This window comes from Pseudomonas sp. D1HM, assembly GCF_019266105.1.
Classification (GTDB): domain Bacteria; phylum Pseudomonadota; class Gammaproteobacteria; order Pseudomonadales; family Pseudomonadaceae; genus Aquipseudomonas; species Aquipseudomonas taetrolens.
The window spans coordinates 548,720-565,848 of record NZ_LRMN01000003.1; the positions used below are offsets into that span (position 1 = coordinate 548,720).

At 57.9% G+C, this 17,129-nt stretch carries 19 protein-coding genes; 6 read left to right on the forward strand and 13 right to left on the reverse strand.

The window, feature by feature from the left end:
• Positions 1–73: 73 nt before the first annotated feature.
• The 3 genes from cysN to AWM69_RS05725 form a co-directional block, all read right to left on the reverse strand.
• The gene (gene cysN, locus AWM69_RS05715; protein ID WP_131655037.1) at positions 74–1,972 is read right to left on the reverse strand and encodes a sulfate adenylyltransferase subunit CysN; all 1,899 of its coding nucleotides are present in this window, start codon (positions 1,970–1,972) and stop codon (positions 74–76) included.
• A gap of 9 nt (positions 1,973–1,981) precedes the next feature.
• Entirely contained in the window at positions 1,982–2,899 is a 918-nt protein-coding gene (cysD, locus tag AWM69_RS05720) for a sulfate adenylyltransferase subunit CysD (RefSeq protein WP_131655038.1), read from the reverse strand.
• A gap of 246 nt (positions 2,900–3,145) precedes the next feature.
• Complete coding sequence (locus AWM69_RS05725) at positions 3,146–3,904, reverse strand: Nif3-like dinuclear metal center hexameric protein (RefSeq protein WP_218725953.1); 759 nt, start codon at positions 3,902–3,904, stop codon at positions 3,146–3,148.
• Between the two features lie 101 nt (positions 3,905–4,005).
• On the opposite strand from AWM69_RS05725, the gene algW reads away from it, so the two are divergent.
• Positions 4,006–5,163 carry a Do family serine endopeptidase AlgW gene (gene algW / locus AWM69_RS05730; protein ID WP_131655040.1) on the forward strand — a complete coding sequence of 386 codons (1,158 nt, stop codon included), beginning with the start codon at positions 4,006–4,008 and terminating at the stop codon, positions 5,161–5,163.
• Positions 5,164–5,243: 80 nt separating this feature from the next.
• Here algW and hisC read toward each other — a convergent pair whose 3' ends face one another.
• From hisC to AWM69_RS05780, 10 genes are all read right to left on the reverse strand, one after another.
• Complete coding sequence (gene hisC / locus AWM69_RS05735; RefSeq protein ID WP_218725954.1) at positions 5,244–6,296, reverse strand: histidinol-phosphate transaminase; 1,053 nt, start codon at positions 6,294–6,296, stop codon at positions 5,244–5,246.
• A gap of 2 nt (positions 6,297–6,298) precedes the next feature.
• Complete coding sequence (gene hisD / locus AWM69_RS05740; RefSeq protein ID WP_218725955.1) at positions 6,299–7,627, reverse strand: histidinol dehydrogenase; 1,329 nt, start codon at positions 7,625–7,627, stop codon at positions 6,299–6,301.
• A 156-nt stretch (positions 7,628–7,783) separates the two neighbouring features.
• Positions 7,784–8,419 (reverse strand): ATP phosphoribosyltransferase, encoded by a 636-nt coding sequence (gene hisG / locus AWM69_RS05745; protein ID WP_048378578.1) that lies wholly within the window; start codon positions 8,417–8,419, stop codon positions 7,784–7,786.
• 182 nt (positions 8,420–8,601) lie between these two features.
• A complete protein-coding gene (gene murA / locus AWM69_RS05750) occupies positions 8,602–9,867 on the reverse strand; it encodes a UDP-N-acetylglucosamine 1-carboxyvinyltransferase (protein ID WP_048378577.1) in 1,266 nt (421 codons plus the stop codon).
• Between the two features lie 31 nt (positions 9,868–9,898).
• Positions 9,899–10,138 carry a BolA family protein gene (locus AWM69_RS05755; protein ID WP_003439919.1) on the reverse strand — a complete coding sequence of 80 codons (240 nt, stop codon included), beginning with the start codon at positions 10,136–10,138 and terminating at the stop codon, positions 9,899–9,901.
• 112 nt (positions 10,139–10,250) lie between these two features.
• Positions 10,251–10,556, reverse strand: a complete 306-nt coding sequence (locus AWM69_RS05760; RefSeq protein WP_218725956.1) for a lipid asymmetry maintenance protein MlaB — start codon at positions 10,554–10,556, stop codon at positions 10,251–10,253.
• The gene (locus AWM69_RS05765; protein ID WP_131655042.1) at positions 10,553–11,212 is read right to left on the reverse strand and encodes a phospholipid-binding protein MlaC; all 660 of its coding nucleotides are present in this window, start codon (positions 11,210–11,212) and stop codon (positions 10,553–10,555) included. The genes AWM69_RS05760 and AWM69_RS05765 overlap by 4 nt, the downstream gene beginning before the upstream one ends.
• 11 nt (positions 11,213–11,223) lie before the next feature.
• Positions 11,224–11,691 carry an outer membrane lipid asymmetry maintenance protein MlaD gene (gene mlaD, locus AWM69_RS05770; protein WP_131655043.1) on the reverse strand — a complete coding sequence of 156 codons (468 nt, stop codon included), beginning with the start codon at positions 11,689–11,691 and terminating at the stop codon, positions 11,224–11,226.
• Positions 11,691–12,488, reverse strand: a complete 798-nt coding sequence (mlaE, locus tag AWM69_RS05775) for a lipid asymmetry maintenance ABC transporter permease subunit MlaE (RefSeq protein WP_131655044.1) — start codon at positions 12,486–12,488, stop codon at positions 11,691–11,693. Before mlaE ends, mlaD begins: the two co-directional genes overlap by 1 nt.
• The gene (locus AWM69_RS05780; protein WP_131655045.1) at positions 12,488–13,297 is read right to left on the reverse strand and encodes an ATP-binding cassette domain-containing protein; all 810 of its coding nucleotides are present in this window, start codon (positions 13,295–13,297) and stop codon (positions 12,488–12,490) included. The genes mlaE and AWM69_RS05780 overlap by 1 nt, the downstream gene beginning before the upstream one ends.
• A gap of 292 nt (positions 13,298–13,589) precedes the next feature.
• On the opposite strand from AWM69_RS05780, the gene AWM69_RS05785 reads away from it, so the two are divergent.
• Genes AWM69_RS05785 through lptB form a run of 5 tightly spaced genes read left to right on the forward strand, consistent with a single transcriptional unit; the run spans position 13,590 to position 16,926 of the window.
• On the forward strand, positions 13,590–14,564 hold the full coding sequence (locus AWM69_RS05785) for a KpsF/GutQ family sugar-phosphate isomerase (protein WP_218725957.1): 975 nt from the start codon (positions 13,590–13,592) through the stop codon (positions 14,562–14,564).
• On the forward strand, positions 14,564–15,088 hold the full coding sequence (locus AWM69_RS05790; RefSeq protein WP_218725958.1) for an HAD family hydrolase: 525 nt from the start codon (positions 14,564–14,566) through the stop codon (positions 15,086–15,088). The genes AWM69_RS05785 and AWM69_RS05790 overlap by 1 nt, the downstream gene beginning before the upstream one ends.
• Positions 15,089–15,096: 8 nt before the next feature.
• Entirely contained in the window at positions 15,097–15,669 is a 573-nt protein-coding gene (gene lptC / locus AWM69_RS05795) for an LPS export ABC transporter periplasmic protein LptC (RefSeq protein ID WP_218725959.1), read from the forward strand.
• Positions 15,656–16,201 carry a lipopolysaccharide transport periplasmic protein LptA gene (gene lptA / locus AWM69_RS05800; RefSeq protein ID WP_048378568.1) on the forward strand — a complete coding sequence of 182 codons (546 nt, stop codon included), beginning with the start codon at positions 15,656–15,658 and terminating at the stop codon, positions 16,199–16,201. The genes lptC and lptA overlap by 14 nt, the downstream gene beginning before the upstream one ends.
• The gene (gene lptB, locus AWM69_RS05805) at positions 16,201–16,926 is read left to right on the forward strand and encodes an LPS export ABC transporter ATP-binding protein (protein WP_048378567.1); all 726 of its coding nucleotides are present in this window, start codon (positions 16,201–16,203) and stop codon (positions 16,924–16,926) included. The genes lptA and lptB overlap by 1 nt, the downstream gene beginning before the upstream one ends.
• The last annotated feature ends 203 nt before the right edge of the window (positions 16,927–17,129 follow it).

Genomic DNA, 17,129 nt, shown 5'->3' on the forward strand with positions numbered 1-17,129 from the left:
CTGCAAAGTGATGTGACCTGTAACAAAAAGCCCGCCACCGATTTCCCGGTGGCGGGCTTTTTTTCAGTGCGGCTTAGATCGCGCCGCGCTGGCGCAACAGGTCCAGCACCAACTTGACGCTGTCTTCCAGTGACAACGATTGAGTGTCAACCACCAGGTCGGCATTCAACGGTACGTCATAGGGGAAGGACTCGCCCGGGATATTGTCGCCACCCGCCGCGTACAGACCTTGCGGATCACGCTCGGCACATACGGCCGGCGAGGCCTGCACATAGACCGTCAACAGGCGGTCACTGCCGATCAACGCCTTGGCCTGCTCGCGGCCTTCTGCATCCGGAGCCACGAACGCGGCCAGGGTCAGCAGGCCGGCTTCGTTGAACTGACGCGCCACGTGCGCGGCACGACGCCAGTTCTCGGTGCGACCGGCACGGTCCTGCGGCAAACCTTTATTCAGGTCGTGGCGCAGGTTCTGGCCATCGAGGACGAACACCGCACGGCCCATGTCAAACAGCTTGCGCTCGACCGCGTACGCCAGGGTGCTTTTACCGGCACCCGACAGGCCGCTGAACAGCACGGTCGCCGGTTGCTGGCCAAAGCGCTGGGCACGCTCTTCAGTGGCCACGTGGGCCAGTTTACCGTGATGTGTCGCGCTGCCATGACTCAAGGCCTGAGCGACGATCATGCCGGCGCCTACAGTGCCATTGGTCAGGCGATCGATAATGATGAACGAACCGGTGGTGCGGTTGCTGGTGTAACCGTCCAGGGCAATCGGTGCGTCGAGGCTGATCTTGACCTTGCCGATCTCGTTCAGTTGCAAGGCGCTGGCCGGCCCTTCTTCCAGAGTGTTCACATCGACCTTGTTGACGATGCTGGCAATCGAACCCGGCACGTAGCTGGTCGCACGCTTGATGTCGTACTTTTTGCCCGGCAGCATCGGCTCTTCAGCCATCCATACCAGCATGGCTTCGAAGTTGTCGGTCACCAGTGGCAGGTTGTCGGCATGCACCAACAGGTCGCCACGGGAGATGTCGATTTCGTCTTCCATGGTCAACGTTACGGCCTGACCCGGACCTGCATGCTCCAGCTCGCCTTCAAACGTGACGATGGACTTGACGCGGCTGCTCTTGCCCGACGGCAGCACAACGATTTCATCGCCCTTGTGCACAATACCGCTGGCCAACGTACCGGCAAAACCACGGAAGTTCAGGTTAGGACGGTTCACGTACTGCACCGGGAAACGCAGATCGGTCAGGTTGCGATCCGCTGCCACTTCAACGGTTTCGAGAATTTCCATCAGCGACTGACCGGTGTACCACGGCGAACGCTCGCTCTTGTTCACCACGTTGTCGCCCTTGAGGGCAGACATCGGCACAAAGTGCAGGCTGGTCGGTTTCATCTCCAGGCCGTCGGCGAACTGCAGGTAGTCGGCCTTGATCGACTCGAATACACCTTCGTCAAAGCCCTTGAGGTCCATCTTGTTGATGGCCACAACGATGTGCTTGATGCCCAGCAACGACGCAATAAAGCTGTGACGACGGGTCTGGGTCTGCACGCCGTAACGGGCGTCGACCAAAATGATCGCCAGGTCACAGGTCGAAGCACCGGTGGCCATGTTGCGGGTGTACTGCTCATGGCCCGGGGTATCGGCAATGATGAACTTGCGCTTGGCCGTCGAGAAGTAGCGGTACGCCACGTCAATGGTGATGCCCTGCTCGCGCTCGGCTTGCAGACCGTCCACCAGCAACGCCAGGTCGATATCATCGCCCGTGGTGCCGCTCTTTTTCGAGTCGCGGGTAATGGCTTCCAGATGGTCTTCGTAGATCATCTTGGAGTCGTGCAGCAGGCGCCCGATCAGGGTGCTCTTGCCGTCGTCGACGTTGCCGCAGGTCAGGAAGCGCAACATTTCCTTGCGCTCGTGCTGGCCCAGGTAGGCGAGGATGTCCTCGCTGATCAAATCAGATTGGTGCGACATGACAACCCCTTAGAAATAACCCTGACGTTTTTTATCTTCCATCGAGCCTGCGCCATCGTGATCAATGACTCGGCCCTGGCGCTCGGAAGTTCGCGTCAGGAGCATTTCCTGGATGATGTCTGTGAGGGTTTCAGCCTCAGACTCCACCGCGCCAGTCAGCGGGTAGCAACCAAGAGTGCGGAAGCGGACCTTTTTCTTGACGATTCGAGCCTTGTCTTCGTCAGACAGGTGCTCAAGGATACGCTCGTCGTCGATCATGATCAGCGTGCCGTTCTTCTCGATGACATCACGCTCGGCTGCGAAGTACAGCGGCACAATCGGGATACCTTCAAGGTAGATGTATTGCCAGATATCGAGTTCGGTCCAGTTCGACAGCGGGAACACGCGGATCGATTCGCCCTTGTTCACGTTGCCGTTGTACACGTTCCACAATTCTGGGCGCTGGTTTTTCGGGTCCCAGCGGTGCTTGCTGTCGCGGAACGAGTACACGCGCTCTTTGGCACGGGATTTCTCTTCATCGCGACGGGCACCACCGAAGGCAGCATCAAAACCGTATTTGTCCAGAGCCTGCTTGAGGCCCTCGGTCTTCATGATGTCGGTGTGTTTGGCACTGCCGTGGGTGAACGGGTTGATCCCTTGCGCCACGCCATCCGGGTTGACGTGAGTGATCAGGTCCAGGCCCAGCTCGGCAACCATCTTGTCGCGAAAGCTGTACATCTCCTGGAATTTCCACTGGGTATCGACATGCATGACCGGAAACGGCAGCTTGCCCGGGAAAAAAGCCTTGCGTGCAAGGTGCAGCATCACGGCGGAGTCTTTACCGATCGAGTACAGCATCACCGGGTTATCGAACTCGGCGGCCACCTCGCGGATGATGTGGATGCTTTCCGCCTCCAGCTGTTTCAGGTGCGTCAGTTTGTCGACCATGGCTACTCACGAAAGCTATCTTATGAACGGCCTGCGGGCCGTGTTCGAGCGGAGAATCCTAGCACAGCGGTCTCTTATATAGATGCCACCAACTAGATCGAAACGGTCTAAGAATAGATCGCAGAGTTTGGGAGGATCCCACGCCTGTAGCCGCTGCCGCAGACTGCGACGGGTTGCGCAGCGCCCCTGTGTTTAAGGTCCTGCGGACCTTATCGCAGCCAGCGGCAGCGGCTACTGTGCATCGATTTAAATCGGGTTCGGACAGTCGATGAACAGATGTTCGAGGGCGAAGCGACGGGCCAGGTAATCGCCCAATGCCTGCACGCCGTAACGCTCAGTGGCGTGGTGCCCCGCGGCGATAAAGCTGATGTCGTTTTCCCGGGCGCTGTGGAAGGTCTGCTCCGAGGCTTCGCCGCTCAGGTACAGGTCGACCCCCGCCAGTACAGCCTGATCGATATAGCCCTGACCACCGCCCGTGCACCAGCCCACACGACGAATCATCGCACTGCCTTCAATCAACAAAGGCTCACGCCCCAGCGCTTCCTGTACCCGCCGGGCAAAGTCACGGGCGGTGACCGGTTCAGCCAATGAACCGACCAACCCCACCACTTTGGCGTTATTCGGGTCCAACGGGCCTTCGACGGTGATATCCAATTGCTTTGCCAACTGCACGTTGTTACCCACGTCCGGGTGCAGGTCGAGCGGCAAGTGATACGTCAGCAAGCTGATATCGTGCTTGAGCAAGGTTTTCAGGCGGCGCTGCTTCATCCCGGTGATGCAAGGATCTTCGCCCTTCCAGAAATAGCCGTGGTGCACCAGGATCAAATCCGCGTTGACCTCCACCGCGGCATCGAGCAATGCCTGGCTGGCGGTCACACCGCTGACGATACGCAACACCTGAGGCCGTCCTTCGACCTGCAAGCCATTGGGGCAGTAATCGCTGATTGCAGCGCAGTTCAGGTAACGATTTGCTTCTTCTACCAGCGTGCTCAGGGCCACAGCCATAAAAGACTCCTAAATATAGCGTTCAGAGCCTGTCGGCCCTCGTATAATGGCCGCCATTATGGGCCGTAAGGATGGCTCTGCAACCTTCAGGATAGAGTTCAATGTTTAAGGCTTTGCGTTTTTTTGGCTGGCCATTGCTGGCTGGCGTACTGATCGCCATGCTGATTATTCAGCGTTATCCGCAATGGGTCGGGCTACCGAGCCTGGACGTTAATCTGCAACAAGCCCCGAAAACCAGCTTCATGCAACAAGGGCCGGTGACCTACGCTGACGCTGTCACCCGCGCCGCGCCGGCAGTGGCAAACCTGTACACCACCAAGGTGGTGAACAAAAACGCCAAGCCGCTGTTTGAAGACCCGCAGTTCCGGCATTACTTCGGCAACAACGCTCCCAAGCAAAAGCGTATGGAGTCCAGCCTGGGTTCCGCAGTGATCATGAGCCCCGAGGGCTACCTGCTGACCAATAACCACGTGACCATGGGTGCCGACCAGATTGTCGTTGCGCTCAAGGACGGTCGTGAAACCCTGGCGAGAGTCATCGGCAGCGATCCCGAAACCGATCTGGCCGTGCTCAAGATCGACCTGAAAAAGCTGCCCGCCATCACCATTGGCCGCTCGGATACCCTGCGCATCGGCGACGTTGCACTGGCGATCGGGAACCCGTTCGGCGTGGGCCAAACCACGACTATGGGCATCATCAGTGCGACCGGGCGCAACCAGTTGGGCCTGAACAACTACGAAGACTTCATCCAGACCGATGCCGCGATCAACCCGGGTAACTCGGGGGGCGCGCTGGTGGATGCCAATGGCAACCTGACCGGCATCAATACGGCCATCTTTTCCAAGTCAGGCGGCTCACAAGGTATTGGGTTTGCGATCCCGATCAACCTGGCCATGGAAGTCATGAAGTCGATTATCGAGCACGGGCAAGTGATTCGAGGCTGGCTGGGGATTGAAGTACAGCCGCTGACCCCGGATCTGGCCGAGTCGTTTGGCCTGAGCGGACGCCCGGGCATTGTGGTAGCGGGGATTTTCCGTGACGGCCCGGCACAAAAAGCCGGCCTGCAGTTGGGCGACGTGATCCTCAGCATTGATGGCGTACCGGCCAGCGACGGGCGTCGCTCGATGAATCAGGTAGCGCGCATCAAACCTTCGGACAAGGTGTCGATCCTGGTCATGCGTAACGGCAAGGAAACCAAGCTCACGGCTGAAATCGGCCTGCGGCCGCCGCAAGAGCAGCCACCACAGAAAGAAGACTGAAGCACCCATTCGCCGGTGCTGCCGAAGGCTGCGATCTTTCGATCTGAAATGTCGCAGCCTCCAGCGGTTCCCGGCCGCGATTAAAGGTCGGACAACCCTTCGATCAGCGCCGCATTCTGCTCCGGCGTGCCGATGGTAATGCGCAGGAACTGGGCGATGCGCAGTTGCTTGAAGTGACGCACGATCACCCCCTGATCACGCAACTTCGCCGCCAGCGCCGCCGCATCATGCTCGGGGTGACGGGCAAAGATGAAGTTGGCCGCCGAGGGCAGCACCTCAAACCCCAATCCCTGCAACTGCCCTACGACCTGCTCGCGACTCTCGATCACCGCCTTGCAGGTCTGCTCGAAGTATTCACGGTCCTCAAAGGCAGCGGCCGCGCCTGCAATCGCCAAACGATCCAGCGGATAGGAGTTGAAGCTGTTCTTGATTCGCTCCAGCGCTTCGATCAGGTCGGGATGGCCCACCGCCAATCCGACACGCAAACCGGCCAACGAGCGCGATTTGGACAGGGTTTGGGTAACCAGCAGGTTCGGGTAGCGATCTACCAGACTGATGGCCGTTTCACCGCCAAAGTCGATATAGGCTTCATCCACCACCACCACGGAATCCGGGCTGGCCTTGAGCATGAGCTCAATGGCATCCAGTGCCAGCAGGCAACCGGTCGGCGCATTGGGGTTGGGGAAGATGATCCCGCCGTTGGCTTTGGCGTAATCGCCAGGCTGGATCTGAAACTGTTCGTCCAGCGGCACGGCATCGAACGCTATGCCATACAAGCCGCAGTAAACCGGATAGAAGCTGTAGCTGATGTCCGGAAACAGCAGCGGCTTGTCGTGCTGGAACAGACCATTGAAAACATGGGCCAGCACTTCGTCAGAGCCATTACCCAGAAACACCTGATTGGTCTGCACCCCGTAATACTCAGCCACCGCCTGCTTGAGCAGGTCGCTGTTCGGGTCCGGGTACAAACGCAGGTTGTCGTTAAGCTCGGCCTGCATCGCTGACAGCGCTTTAGGCGAAGGCCCATAAGGGTTTTCGTTGGTGTTGAGCTTCACCAGCTTCGCCAGCTTCGGTTGCTCGCCCGGCACGTAAGGCACCAGTTGCTTAACGAAAGGACTCCAGAATTTACTCATGCTTATTGCCCCTGTTCGGTGTCGGCGATGATCCGGTACTCGGCACTGCGGGCGTGGCCGGTCAGGGATTCGCCACGCGCAAGAATCGAAGCCGTTTTACCCAGGTCGGAGGCGCCCTGCTCCGAGCAGAAAATGATCGAGGAGCGCTTCTGGAAGTCGTACACCCCCAGCGGTGAGGAGAATCGTGCGGTGCCCGAAGTCGGCAGGACGTGGTTCGGGCCCGCGCAATAATCACCCAACGCCTCGCTGGTGTGACGGCCCATGAAGATCGCACCGGCATGGCGGATCTGTGGCAACCAGGCTTGCGGGTCGGCCACGGACAACTCCAGGTGCTCGGGTGCGATACGGTTGGCGACGTCGATCGCCTGCTGCATGTCATTCACCAGAATCAGCGCACCACGGCCATTGATCGACGTATTGATGATGTCAGCCCGCTCCATGGTGGGCAGCAGCCTGGCAATACTGGCTTCTACCTTGTCGAGGAACTCGGCGTCCGGGCTGACCAGAATCGCTTGCGCGTCTTCGTCGTGCTCGGCCTGAGAGAACAAGTCCATGGCGATCCAGTCCGGATCGGTCAGGCCATCGCAGACCACCAGGATTTCCGAAGGTCCGGCGATCATGTCGATGCCGACCTGGCCAAATACATGGCGCTTGGCAGTGGCCACATAAATATTGCCCGGCCCCACGACCTTGTCGACCTTGGGTACGCTTTCGGTGCCATAGGCCAGGGCGGCGACAGCCTGTGCGCCGCCAATGGTGAACACCCGGTCAACGCCGGCAATGCACGCGGCAGCCAACACCAGCTCGTTGAGTTCGCCACGCGGGGTCGGCACGACCATGACCACTTCAGGAACGCCTGCCACCTTGGCCGGGATCGCGTTCATCAACACCGAAGACGGATACGACGCCTTGCCGCCAGGAACATACAAACCAGCGCGATCCAGCGGTGTGACTTTTTGGCCCAGCACCGTGCCATCGGCTTCGGTGTAGCTCCAGGAATCCTGCTTCTGTTTTTCGTGATAGCTGCGCACGCGCTGTGCGGCTTTTTCCAGTGCTTCACGCTGAGGCACGGTGATGCGGGTCAACGCCAGTTCCAGACGCTCGCGCGGCAGGATCAGGTCAGCCATGGACGTCACTGTCAGCCCGTCAAAACGCTGGGTGAACTCCACCAAAGCAGCGTCCCCACGCTCGCGTACTGCCTTGATGATGTCCAGCACGCGCTGGTTGACCGAGTCATCAGACACACTTTCCCAGCTCAGCAAATGATCCAGATGCTGCGCGAAGTCCGGGTCAGCAGCGTTGAGTCGGCGAATTGCAGTGGGAGCGGTCATAGCGAGGGCCTCGGTAATTGGCGAATGCTTAGAATTTACACAGCTTGATATTGCACAGATCAGGCACCGCAAGACTACCAAGCCATCCGCGCGGGTACCTGAGATTTCTGGCTATTACACGGATAGATGGGCGCGACCCGGGGTCGCGCAGGTGAGTCAGCCGCGGTGTCGCGACTCCACTGCTTTGCGCAGGGTGTCGATCAGAGCTTGAATACGGGCGTGCTGCATTTTCATCGAAGCCTTGTTAACCACCAGACGGGAGCTGATGGCGGCAATGAAGTCCTGAGGTTCCAGGCCATTGGCACGCAAGGTGTTGCCAGTGTCGACGACGTCGATGATTTTGTCGGCCAGGCCGATCAGCGGGGCCAGTTCCATCGAGCCATACAGCTTGATGATATCGACCTGACGACCTTGCTCGGCGTAATAACGCTTGGCAACGTTGACGAACTTGGTAGCCACTCGCAGACGGCCTTTAGGCTCGACGGCACCGATGGCGCCGGCAGTCATCAGTTTGCACTGGGCAATCTGGAGATCCAGAGGCTCGTAAAGGCCCTGGCCACCGTATTCCATCAGCACGTCTTTACCGGCCACACCGAGGTCTGCCGCACCATGCTCGACATAGGTCGGCACGTCAGTGGCACGCACGATCAGCAGGCGTACGTCGGGCTGGGTGGTCGGAATAATCAGCTTGCGGCTTTTGTCCGGATTCTCTGTCGGCACAATGCCCGCTTCAGCCAGAAGCGGCAAAGTATCGTCAAGGATACGGCCCTTGGACAGTGCAATGGTCAGCATGGGAAACGTAAGTCCTTATCAGGGTACTTATGCCCGGACGCAATCGGCGCCGGACAAACATCGAGCCTGATAATCAGGCTCGACTTGAACGATTCGAGGCCAGGTAAGGTAAAGCTTGCAAGCCATTACGTCACCTGGCGGCTGGACACGATCCCTGTGCCCATACAGCCAGACTGCAAAAACTAGCCCGGAACGCGGCGAATTTTTGCGCCCAGCATTTGCAGTTTTTCTTCGATGCATTCGTAACCACGGTCTATGTGGTAAATGCGATCGATCAGGGTGTCGCCTTCAGCAACCAGCGCCGAAATCACCAGGCTGGCCGAAGCACGCAGGTCGGTTGCCATCACTGGCGCGCCCTTGAGTGTTTCAGTACCGGTCACGATGGCAGTATTGCCTTCGACCTGGATCTTGGCGCCCATGCGGTGCAATTCATACACGTGCATGAAGCGGTTTTCAAAGATGGTCTCGATCACGGCACCGGTGCCTTCGGCAATGGCGTTAAGCGAGATGAACTGCGCCTGCATGTCCGTCGGGAACGCCGGGTACGGAGCTGTACGCACGTTCACGGCCTTGGGACGCTTGCCATGCATGTCCAGTTCGATCCAGTCTTCACCGGTGGTGATCTCGGCGCCTGCTTCCTTGAGCTTCTCGAGTACGGCTTCGAGAATCGTCGGATCAGTGTCCTTGACCTTCACACGGCCGCCGGTCACGGCAGCTGCCACCAGGTAGGTGCCGGTTTCGATACGGTCAGGCATCACACGGTAAAGCGCCGGGTGCAGACGCTCCACACCTTCAATGGTGATGGTATCTGTACCCGCGCCGCTGACGTTGGCGCCCATGGCGTTCAGGAAGTTGGCCAGGTCGACGACTTCAGGCTCACGCGCTGCGTTTTGCAGCACGCTGCGGCCTTTGGCCAGGGCCGCGGCCATCATGATGTTTTCAGTACCGGTTACGCTGACGGTATCGAAGAAGAAGCTGGCACCGCGCAAACCGCCTTCCGGCGCCTTGGCTTTGATGTAGCCGCCTTCCACGTCGATCACCGCACCCATGGCTTCAAGGCCGCGGATGTGCAGGTCAACCGGACGCGAACCGATGGCGCAACCGCCTGGCAGTGCAACTTCGGCGTAGCCGAAGCGCGCAACCATCGGACCCAGTACCAGGATCGAGGCACGCATGGTCTTAACCAGCTCGTAGGGTGCGATCAGAGTCTTGATCGTGCGCGGATCGATCTCAACGCTGAGTTTTTCATCGATCACGGGTTCAATACCCATGCGACCGAACAGCTCGATCATCGTCGTGATGTCGTGCAGGTGCGGCAGGTTGGCTACGGTCACTGCGCCATCGCACAGCAGGGTTGCAGCCAGAATCGGCAAGGCGGAGTTCTTCGCCCCGGAAATGCGGATTTCGCCATCAAGACGAACACCGCCGGTAATAATCAATTTATCCATAACAATCTCGACGCCAATGGGCTCAGGGGGCTCAGGTGCGCTCGGCCCAGGCCGCGCTGCTGAAGAATTTCATAGTGACCGCATGGATGCTGCCATCAGCGATCCAGGGGTTCAAATGGGCATAGATGCTTTGTTGACGCTTGACCGGGCTCAAGGCCACCAGTTCGTCACTAATCACGTTCAGCTGAAAGTTGCAGCCTTCGCCCTCAACTTCTACCTGGGTTCCAGGCAGCTTTCCCTCAAGAAAGCTCTTCACTTCTACGGCCTGCATGCTCAACCTCAATCGGCGCCAACGCGCGCGGGTCGGCCATCATACAAAAAAGCCCCGCGCCTGCGAACCCCGCATAACAGGACTCTGACGGGGGGCCTTCCATAGATGGCTATTAATGTTCTGCCAGCAATTCAGTCAAGCCCGACACCTGCGCGATTTCACGCAGGTCTTCGGGCATGGCTCGAATGCTCAACGGCTTGTTCAGGGCTTGTGCATCACGGATGTAACACAACAACAGCGACAAACCGACGCTGCTGGATTTTTCGACCGCCGAGCAATCCACCACCAGGGCTTTGGCCAGGGCTTTCTTGATCAGGGCCTGGCCTTCAGCGCGCAAGCGCGGGCCCGTCTGATAATCAATCACGCCACTCAGGCGCAACTCGCTCTCGCCAGCCAGTGTTACAGCCGCCTCACTCATTGGTTGGCAGCCTTGGGAGCGGCTTCATCGGTCACTTGCTTGGCCTTGGCGACTTCACCTGCCCAGTTGTCGATGGTTTTATCCAGGTTGTTGCCATTGCGCTGCATGGCATCGGCGAACTGGTCACGGAACAGTTTGCCGATATTGATGCCATTGATAATCACGTTACGCACTTTCCACTCGCCGTTAACCTTGTTCAAGGTATAGGAGAGCGGGTAAATAGCGCCGCCATTACCTGTGACCTGCATGTCGACACTGGTGCGATCGCCACTTTCATCTTTGGCCGGCGACACAGTGATGCCCTTGTTATTGAATTCAAGCAAGGCATTGCCATAGAACTGCATCAGGCTGCGCTTGAAGTTCTCTTGAAAACGCTGCATCTGCGCAGGTGAGGCTTTGCGCGAATACTTGACGGTCATGATGCTTTTGGAAATGCCGTCAACGTCCACCACTGGGCCGACGATAGTGTTCAAGGCATCGTAGAACTGACTTGGGCTCTGCTTGTACTGCTCTTTATTGGCAGCAAGGTCGGCCAGCAATCGGGTCGTTGTGTCTGAAACGATGTCATGGGCAGACTGCCCTGGCGCAGCATTGGCCGCCAGAGGCAGGGCTGCAGCCATAATCACCAACAGGCCACGGCGCAAGAGAGAAATCATCTGAACACTCCTTATTTGGCGTCTTTGCTAACAGTATTAAGCAGGAACTTGCCGATCAGGTCTTCAAGGACCAGCGACGATTGAGTGTCATGAATGGTGCCACCATCCTTGAGCAAATCGTCTTCTCCGCCCACGCTGATACCGATGTACTTCTCGCCCAACAGGCCCGCCGTGAGGATAGACGCTGTCGAGTCGGTCGGCAGGTTATCCACGCGCTTTTCCAGCTGCAAGGTGACACGGGCGGTGAAGTTGTCACGGTCCAGGTCAATTGCCGTGACCTTGCCGATCGTCACACCGGCCATCGTGACCTTGGCGCGAACGGTCAGACCGGCAATATTGTCGAAATAGGCGTACAGCTTGTACGTGTCGGTGCTGGTAGCCGGGGACAATCCGCTGACTCGCAGGGCGAGCAACAGCAAAGCCAGGATGCCAGCCAGCAAGAACAGGCCGACACCGATTTCCATGGTGCGGTTTTGCATCAGAAATCTCCAAACATCAAGGCGGTCAAAATAAAGTCCAGCCCGAGGACTGCCAATGAGGCATACACCACGGTCTTGGTAGTGGCACGGCTGATCCCCTCTGAAGTGGGTTCACAGTCATAACCTTGGAACACGGCAATCCAGGTCACCACAAAAGCAAATACGATGCTTTTGATGATCCCGTTCAATACGTCACCACTGAAGGTCACGCTGTTTTGCATGTTGGTCCAGTACGAACCGTCGTAGACACCGAGCCAGTCCACCGCCACCCATGAGCCGCCCCAGATCCCGACCACGCTGAAAATCATCGCCAGCAGCGGCAAGGAAATGAACCCTGCCCACAACCGTGGCGCGACGATGTACTTAAGCGGGTCAACACCAATCATTTCCAGGCTGGACAGCTGCTCGGTCGACTTCATGTTGCCGATTTCTGCAGTCAATGCAGAACCGGCCCGACCGGCAAACAGCAGCGCAGTCACCACTGGCCCGAGTTCGCGCAAGAGCGTCAGGGCAACCATTTGCCCGACCGCCTGCTCGGAACCATAACTGGACAAGATACTGAAGCCCTGCAGCGCCAGCACCATGCCGATGAAAATGCCGGATACGACAATAATCACCAGCGACATGACACCCACGGAGTGCAACTGTTTGAGCAACAGCCCGAACCCGCCCCCCATGCCTCCCCGCCCCAGCAGGGCGTGAAACAGGAAAATGCTCGAACGGCCCAGCACTGCGAGAATGTCGATCCCGGCCCGCCCGAACAACCCGATACGGTCCATTATTGAATGCTTGCGCATCAGCGCTTCCCCAGAAGATCGGTTCGGTAGTCCGACGCCGGAAAATGAAACGGAACCGGGCCATCCGGATCGCCGTTCATGAACTGACGAATACGCGGGTTATCGGCGTTCATCAACTCGTCTGGCGTGCCCTGCCCCAATACCTGACCATCACCGACAACATATAGGTAGTCGGCAATACTCGCTGTTTCGGCCAAATCGTGTGAAACCACAATACTGGTAATACCCAGTGCGTCGTTCAACAGACGAATCAGACGCACCAGTACGCCCATTGCGATAGGGTCCTGCCCCACGAAAGGTTCGTCATACATCAGTATTTGCGGATCCAGCGCAATCGCCCGCGCCAAAGCCACCCGACGCTTCATGCCTCCGGACAGCTCATCCGGCATCAGGTCGATTGCACCGCGCAACCCGACCGCTTGCAGCTTGAGCAGCACGATGTCACGGATCATTTCTTCCGGCAGATGGGTGTGCACCCGCAACGGAAAGGCCACGTTCTCGAACACGTCGAGATCGGTGAACAGGGCTCCGCTTTGAAACAACACGCCCATATGCTTGCGGGCATCGAAAAGATCACTGCGCGACAGCGCCGGCAGATTCTGACCGTTGACCCAGACCTCGCCGCTAGTGGGACGCAGTTGCATTCCCATCAGACGCAATAGTGTGGTTTTACCGCAGCCGGACGGCCCCATGATTCCCGTGACCTTGCCACGCGGAATTCGAATATCGACATTATTGAAGATGCTGCGCGTGCCGCGCTTGAAGGACACTCCCTTCAGCTCAACCGCGTAGGCGTTATCGGCGCTCATCTAAACTCCTTGCGATGCAGCCTCTGCCTCTCACCCGGACACCAAACCCCTTGTCAGGAGGCATGCGTTCCCTGAGCGGGCTGAACTGGCGGCGAACTATATCACTGCTGATACTGACCGCCCAAGGCCGAAGGAGTGCCCGTACAGATACCAGACAGCGAAATAAGTACGAATTAACAGGCATAAGCTCCCCGTTTGCAGGCAAGGGCAATAAAGCACTGCGATCAAGCGTGAGGGAATTCAACATTACCGCTATAATATTTGCCTTTTCTCAGGCTACCTGACTTCGAACATGAGCCAATCCAGCGACCTGATTCAATCAGCCCAACGTACTATCCGCCTCGAGCTGGAAGCCGTAGAAGGTTTGCTGCCTCATATCGACGCAGATTTCGTACGCGCCTGCGAGATAATTTTGGCAAGCAAGGGCCGGGTAGTCGTTGTAGGCATGGGCAAATCCGGGCATATCGGGCGCAAAATTGCCGCCACTCTGGCCAGCACCGGCACCACGGCTTTTTTCGTCCATCCCGCTGAAGCCAGTCATGGCGACATGGGCATGATTGCGCGCGGTGACATCATTCTCGCGCTGTCGAACTCCGGCTCGACCATCGAAATCGTCACCCTGCTGCCACTGATCAAACGCCTGGGCATCCCGTTGATCTGCATGACCGGCAACCCGGAGTCACCCCTGGCGAAGGCTGCCGATGTCAAACTCGACGCCCGCGTGGCCCAAGAAGCTTGCCCGCTGAACCTGGCGCCCACTTCTTCGACCACCGCAGCATTGGTGCTGGGTGATGCCCTGGCAATTGCATTGCTTGAAGCCCGGGGCTTTACTGCCGAAGACTTCGCTTTCTCGCACCCGGGCGGCGCCCTCGGCCGACGCTTGCTGCTGAAAGTCGAGAATGTCATGCACAGCGGCGAAGAACTCCCCCAGGTAGTACGCGGCACACTGCTTAAAGACGCGTTGATGGAAATGACCCACAAGGGCCTTGGCATGACCGTCGTCATTGAAGAAGATGGCCGCCTGGCCGGAATCTTCACCGACGGTGACCTGCGCCGCACACTGGACCGTCAGATCGATATCCGCAACGCAACTATTGACTCGGTCATGACACCCCACGGCAAAACCGCCAGGCCCGACATGCTGGCAGCTGAAGCCTTGAAGATCATGGAAGACCACAAAATCAGCGCACTGGTGGTTATCGACAAGGAAGAACGACCGGTCGGCGCCTTGAACATGCACGATTTGCTTCGCGCAGGAGTCATGTAATGCCCCTCGACCTGCTAAAGCGCGGCAAGAACATCAAGCTTGCCATTTTCGACGTTGACGGCGTATTGACCGACGGACGTCTCTATTTTCTTGAAGACGGCAGCGAATTCAAAACCTTCAACACCCTCGATGGCCAAGGCATAAAGATGCTGATGGCTGCCGGGGTTCAAACCGCAATTATCAGCGGCCGCAAAACCCCTGTGGTTGAACGCCGCGCACAGAATCTGGGCATCCCGTACCTGTATCAGGGCCGGGAAGATAAATTGGTCGCATTGGACGAGCTTCTCGGCCAACTCAACCTAAACTATGAACAGGTCGCCTTTCTGGGCGATGATTTGCCTGACTTGCCGGTTATCCGTCGTGTCGGCTTGGGAATGGCCGTTGCCAATGCGGCCAGCTTCGTTCGCGAACATGCTCATGGCGTGACCCTGGCGCGTGGCGGCGAAGGTGCCGCCCGCGAATTCTGCGAGCTGATCCTGCGCGCCCAAGGCCGTCTGGACGCAGCCAACGCCGCCTACCTATAGAGCTTCCTATGCTGAGCAAAAAGATTCGTAACATCCTGTTATTCGCGGTCATTGCTGCGCTGTTCGCAGCCGTTGGCTATTGGAATATCAGCCCCGGCCGCTTTCTCGACACCCCTGTAGTGGCTGTCGATGAATCTGCCATCGATTATTACGCCCTGAACGCCCGCAGCCTTCAGTACCTGCCGGACGGTAAACTGCAGTACGAACTGACCGCCGACAAGGTGGAACATGTAAAGGCTTCAGAGGTCTCCTTACTGACCAAACCCGACCTGCAGATGTATCGCGGTACAGCGTACCCGTGGCACGTCCAGAGCGAACGCGGTGAAGTCAACCCGGACGGCAGCGAGGTCGAGTTGATTGACTCGGTACGCATCGCCCGAACCGACGAAAAAAAACGCACTACGGTTATTACCAGTAGCCGCATGACTGTATTCCCCCAGAAGCAATATGCGCAGACCCAGCAAGCCGTTAGAATCGACGGCGCTGGCGGCGTTACAACTGGCAAGGGAATGAAAGCATATTTGAAAGACGGCAGGATGGACCTGCTGTCCAACGTAAGAGGACAGTATGAGTCTCGTTAAAACCCTCCCTTTATTGCTCAGCCTGAGCGCAGCACTGGGAAGCGCGAGCGCCTGGGCTCTGCCGAACGATAACGAACAGCCTATCCGCATCCAGGCCAATGAAGCACAGCTGGATGACAAACAAGGCGTCGCTACCTACAAGGGTGATGTGATCATCACTCAGGGCTCGATGAAAATCACCGGCAACACGGTCACTATCACCCGCAACGCGGCAGGTGAAATTGACGTTGTGACGTCGGTGGGCAACCTTGCCTACTTCGAGCAGCTGCAAAAAGAATCTGACCCCAAACCGGTTCAGGCGTATGCCGTGACCATTCAGTACCATGCGCCGCAAAACCGCATCGTGCTGATCGACAGGGCCAAGGTCATTAACGACGGCAACACCACCGAAGGCGAGAAAATCGTCTACGACACGGTGAAACAGGTCGCCAATGCCGGTCGCGCCAATGGCAGCAGCGTCACCGCTCCACGTCCGCGCATCGACATGGTGATCCAGCCGAAGAAAAAAACCGACCAACAGAAGGCCCAGTAATGGCAACTCTGAAAGCCCAGCATTTGGCCAAAAGCTACAAGAGTCGCCAGGTGGTACGTGATGTCAGCCTGTCGATCGACAGCGGGCAAATCGTCGGCTTGCTCGGCCCTAACGGTGCGGGCAAGACCACGTGTTTCTACATGATTGTCGGCCTGGTCCAGGCCGATCAGGGGCGCGTGCTGATCGACGACCTCGACGTCAGCCATCAGCCCATGCACGGTCGCGCACGCGCCGGTATCGGTTACTTGCCGCAGGAAGCTTCGATCTTTCGCAAGCTGTCGGTTGCCGACAACATCATGGCGATCCTCGAAACGCGCAAGGAGCTGGACAAGGCAGGTCGTCGCCAGGAGCTGGAAAGCCTGCTGCAGGAATTCCACATCAACCACATCCGCGAAAACCTGGGCATGAGCCTGTCCGGGGGCGAACGCCGCCGGGTCGAAATTGCCCGCGCACTGGCCACTGCACCCAAGTTCATCCTGCTCGATGAACCCTTTGCCGGCGTTGACCCCATCTCCGTAGGCGACATCAAGCAAATCATCCATCACCTGAAAGCCAAAGGTATTGGCGTCCTGATCACCGATCACAACGTCCGTGAAACCCTCGATATCTGCGAAACTGCGTATATCGTCAACGACGGTCAACTGATCGCTGAAGGTGATGCTGAAACGATTCTGGCCAACGAGTTGGTGAGAGAAGTTTACCTCGGTCACGAGTTCCGCCTGTAATCGCAGGAAAGGTGGAAACGCCTGGAGCGCTGACAAATAAAACGTCCGACGACGTTTTATTCCACAAGCGCTCAAGCCGTTTCCCGGGGCAACCGAAACTAATTAAGAACGCCCCTAGGCAAACGTAGCGGTTTCAGGCATATAATTTGCTTATGTTTGGCGCTTCCGCGCCCTTGTAGTGGATGGCGCCATGTGCGCCGGCG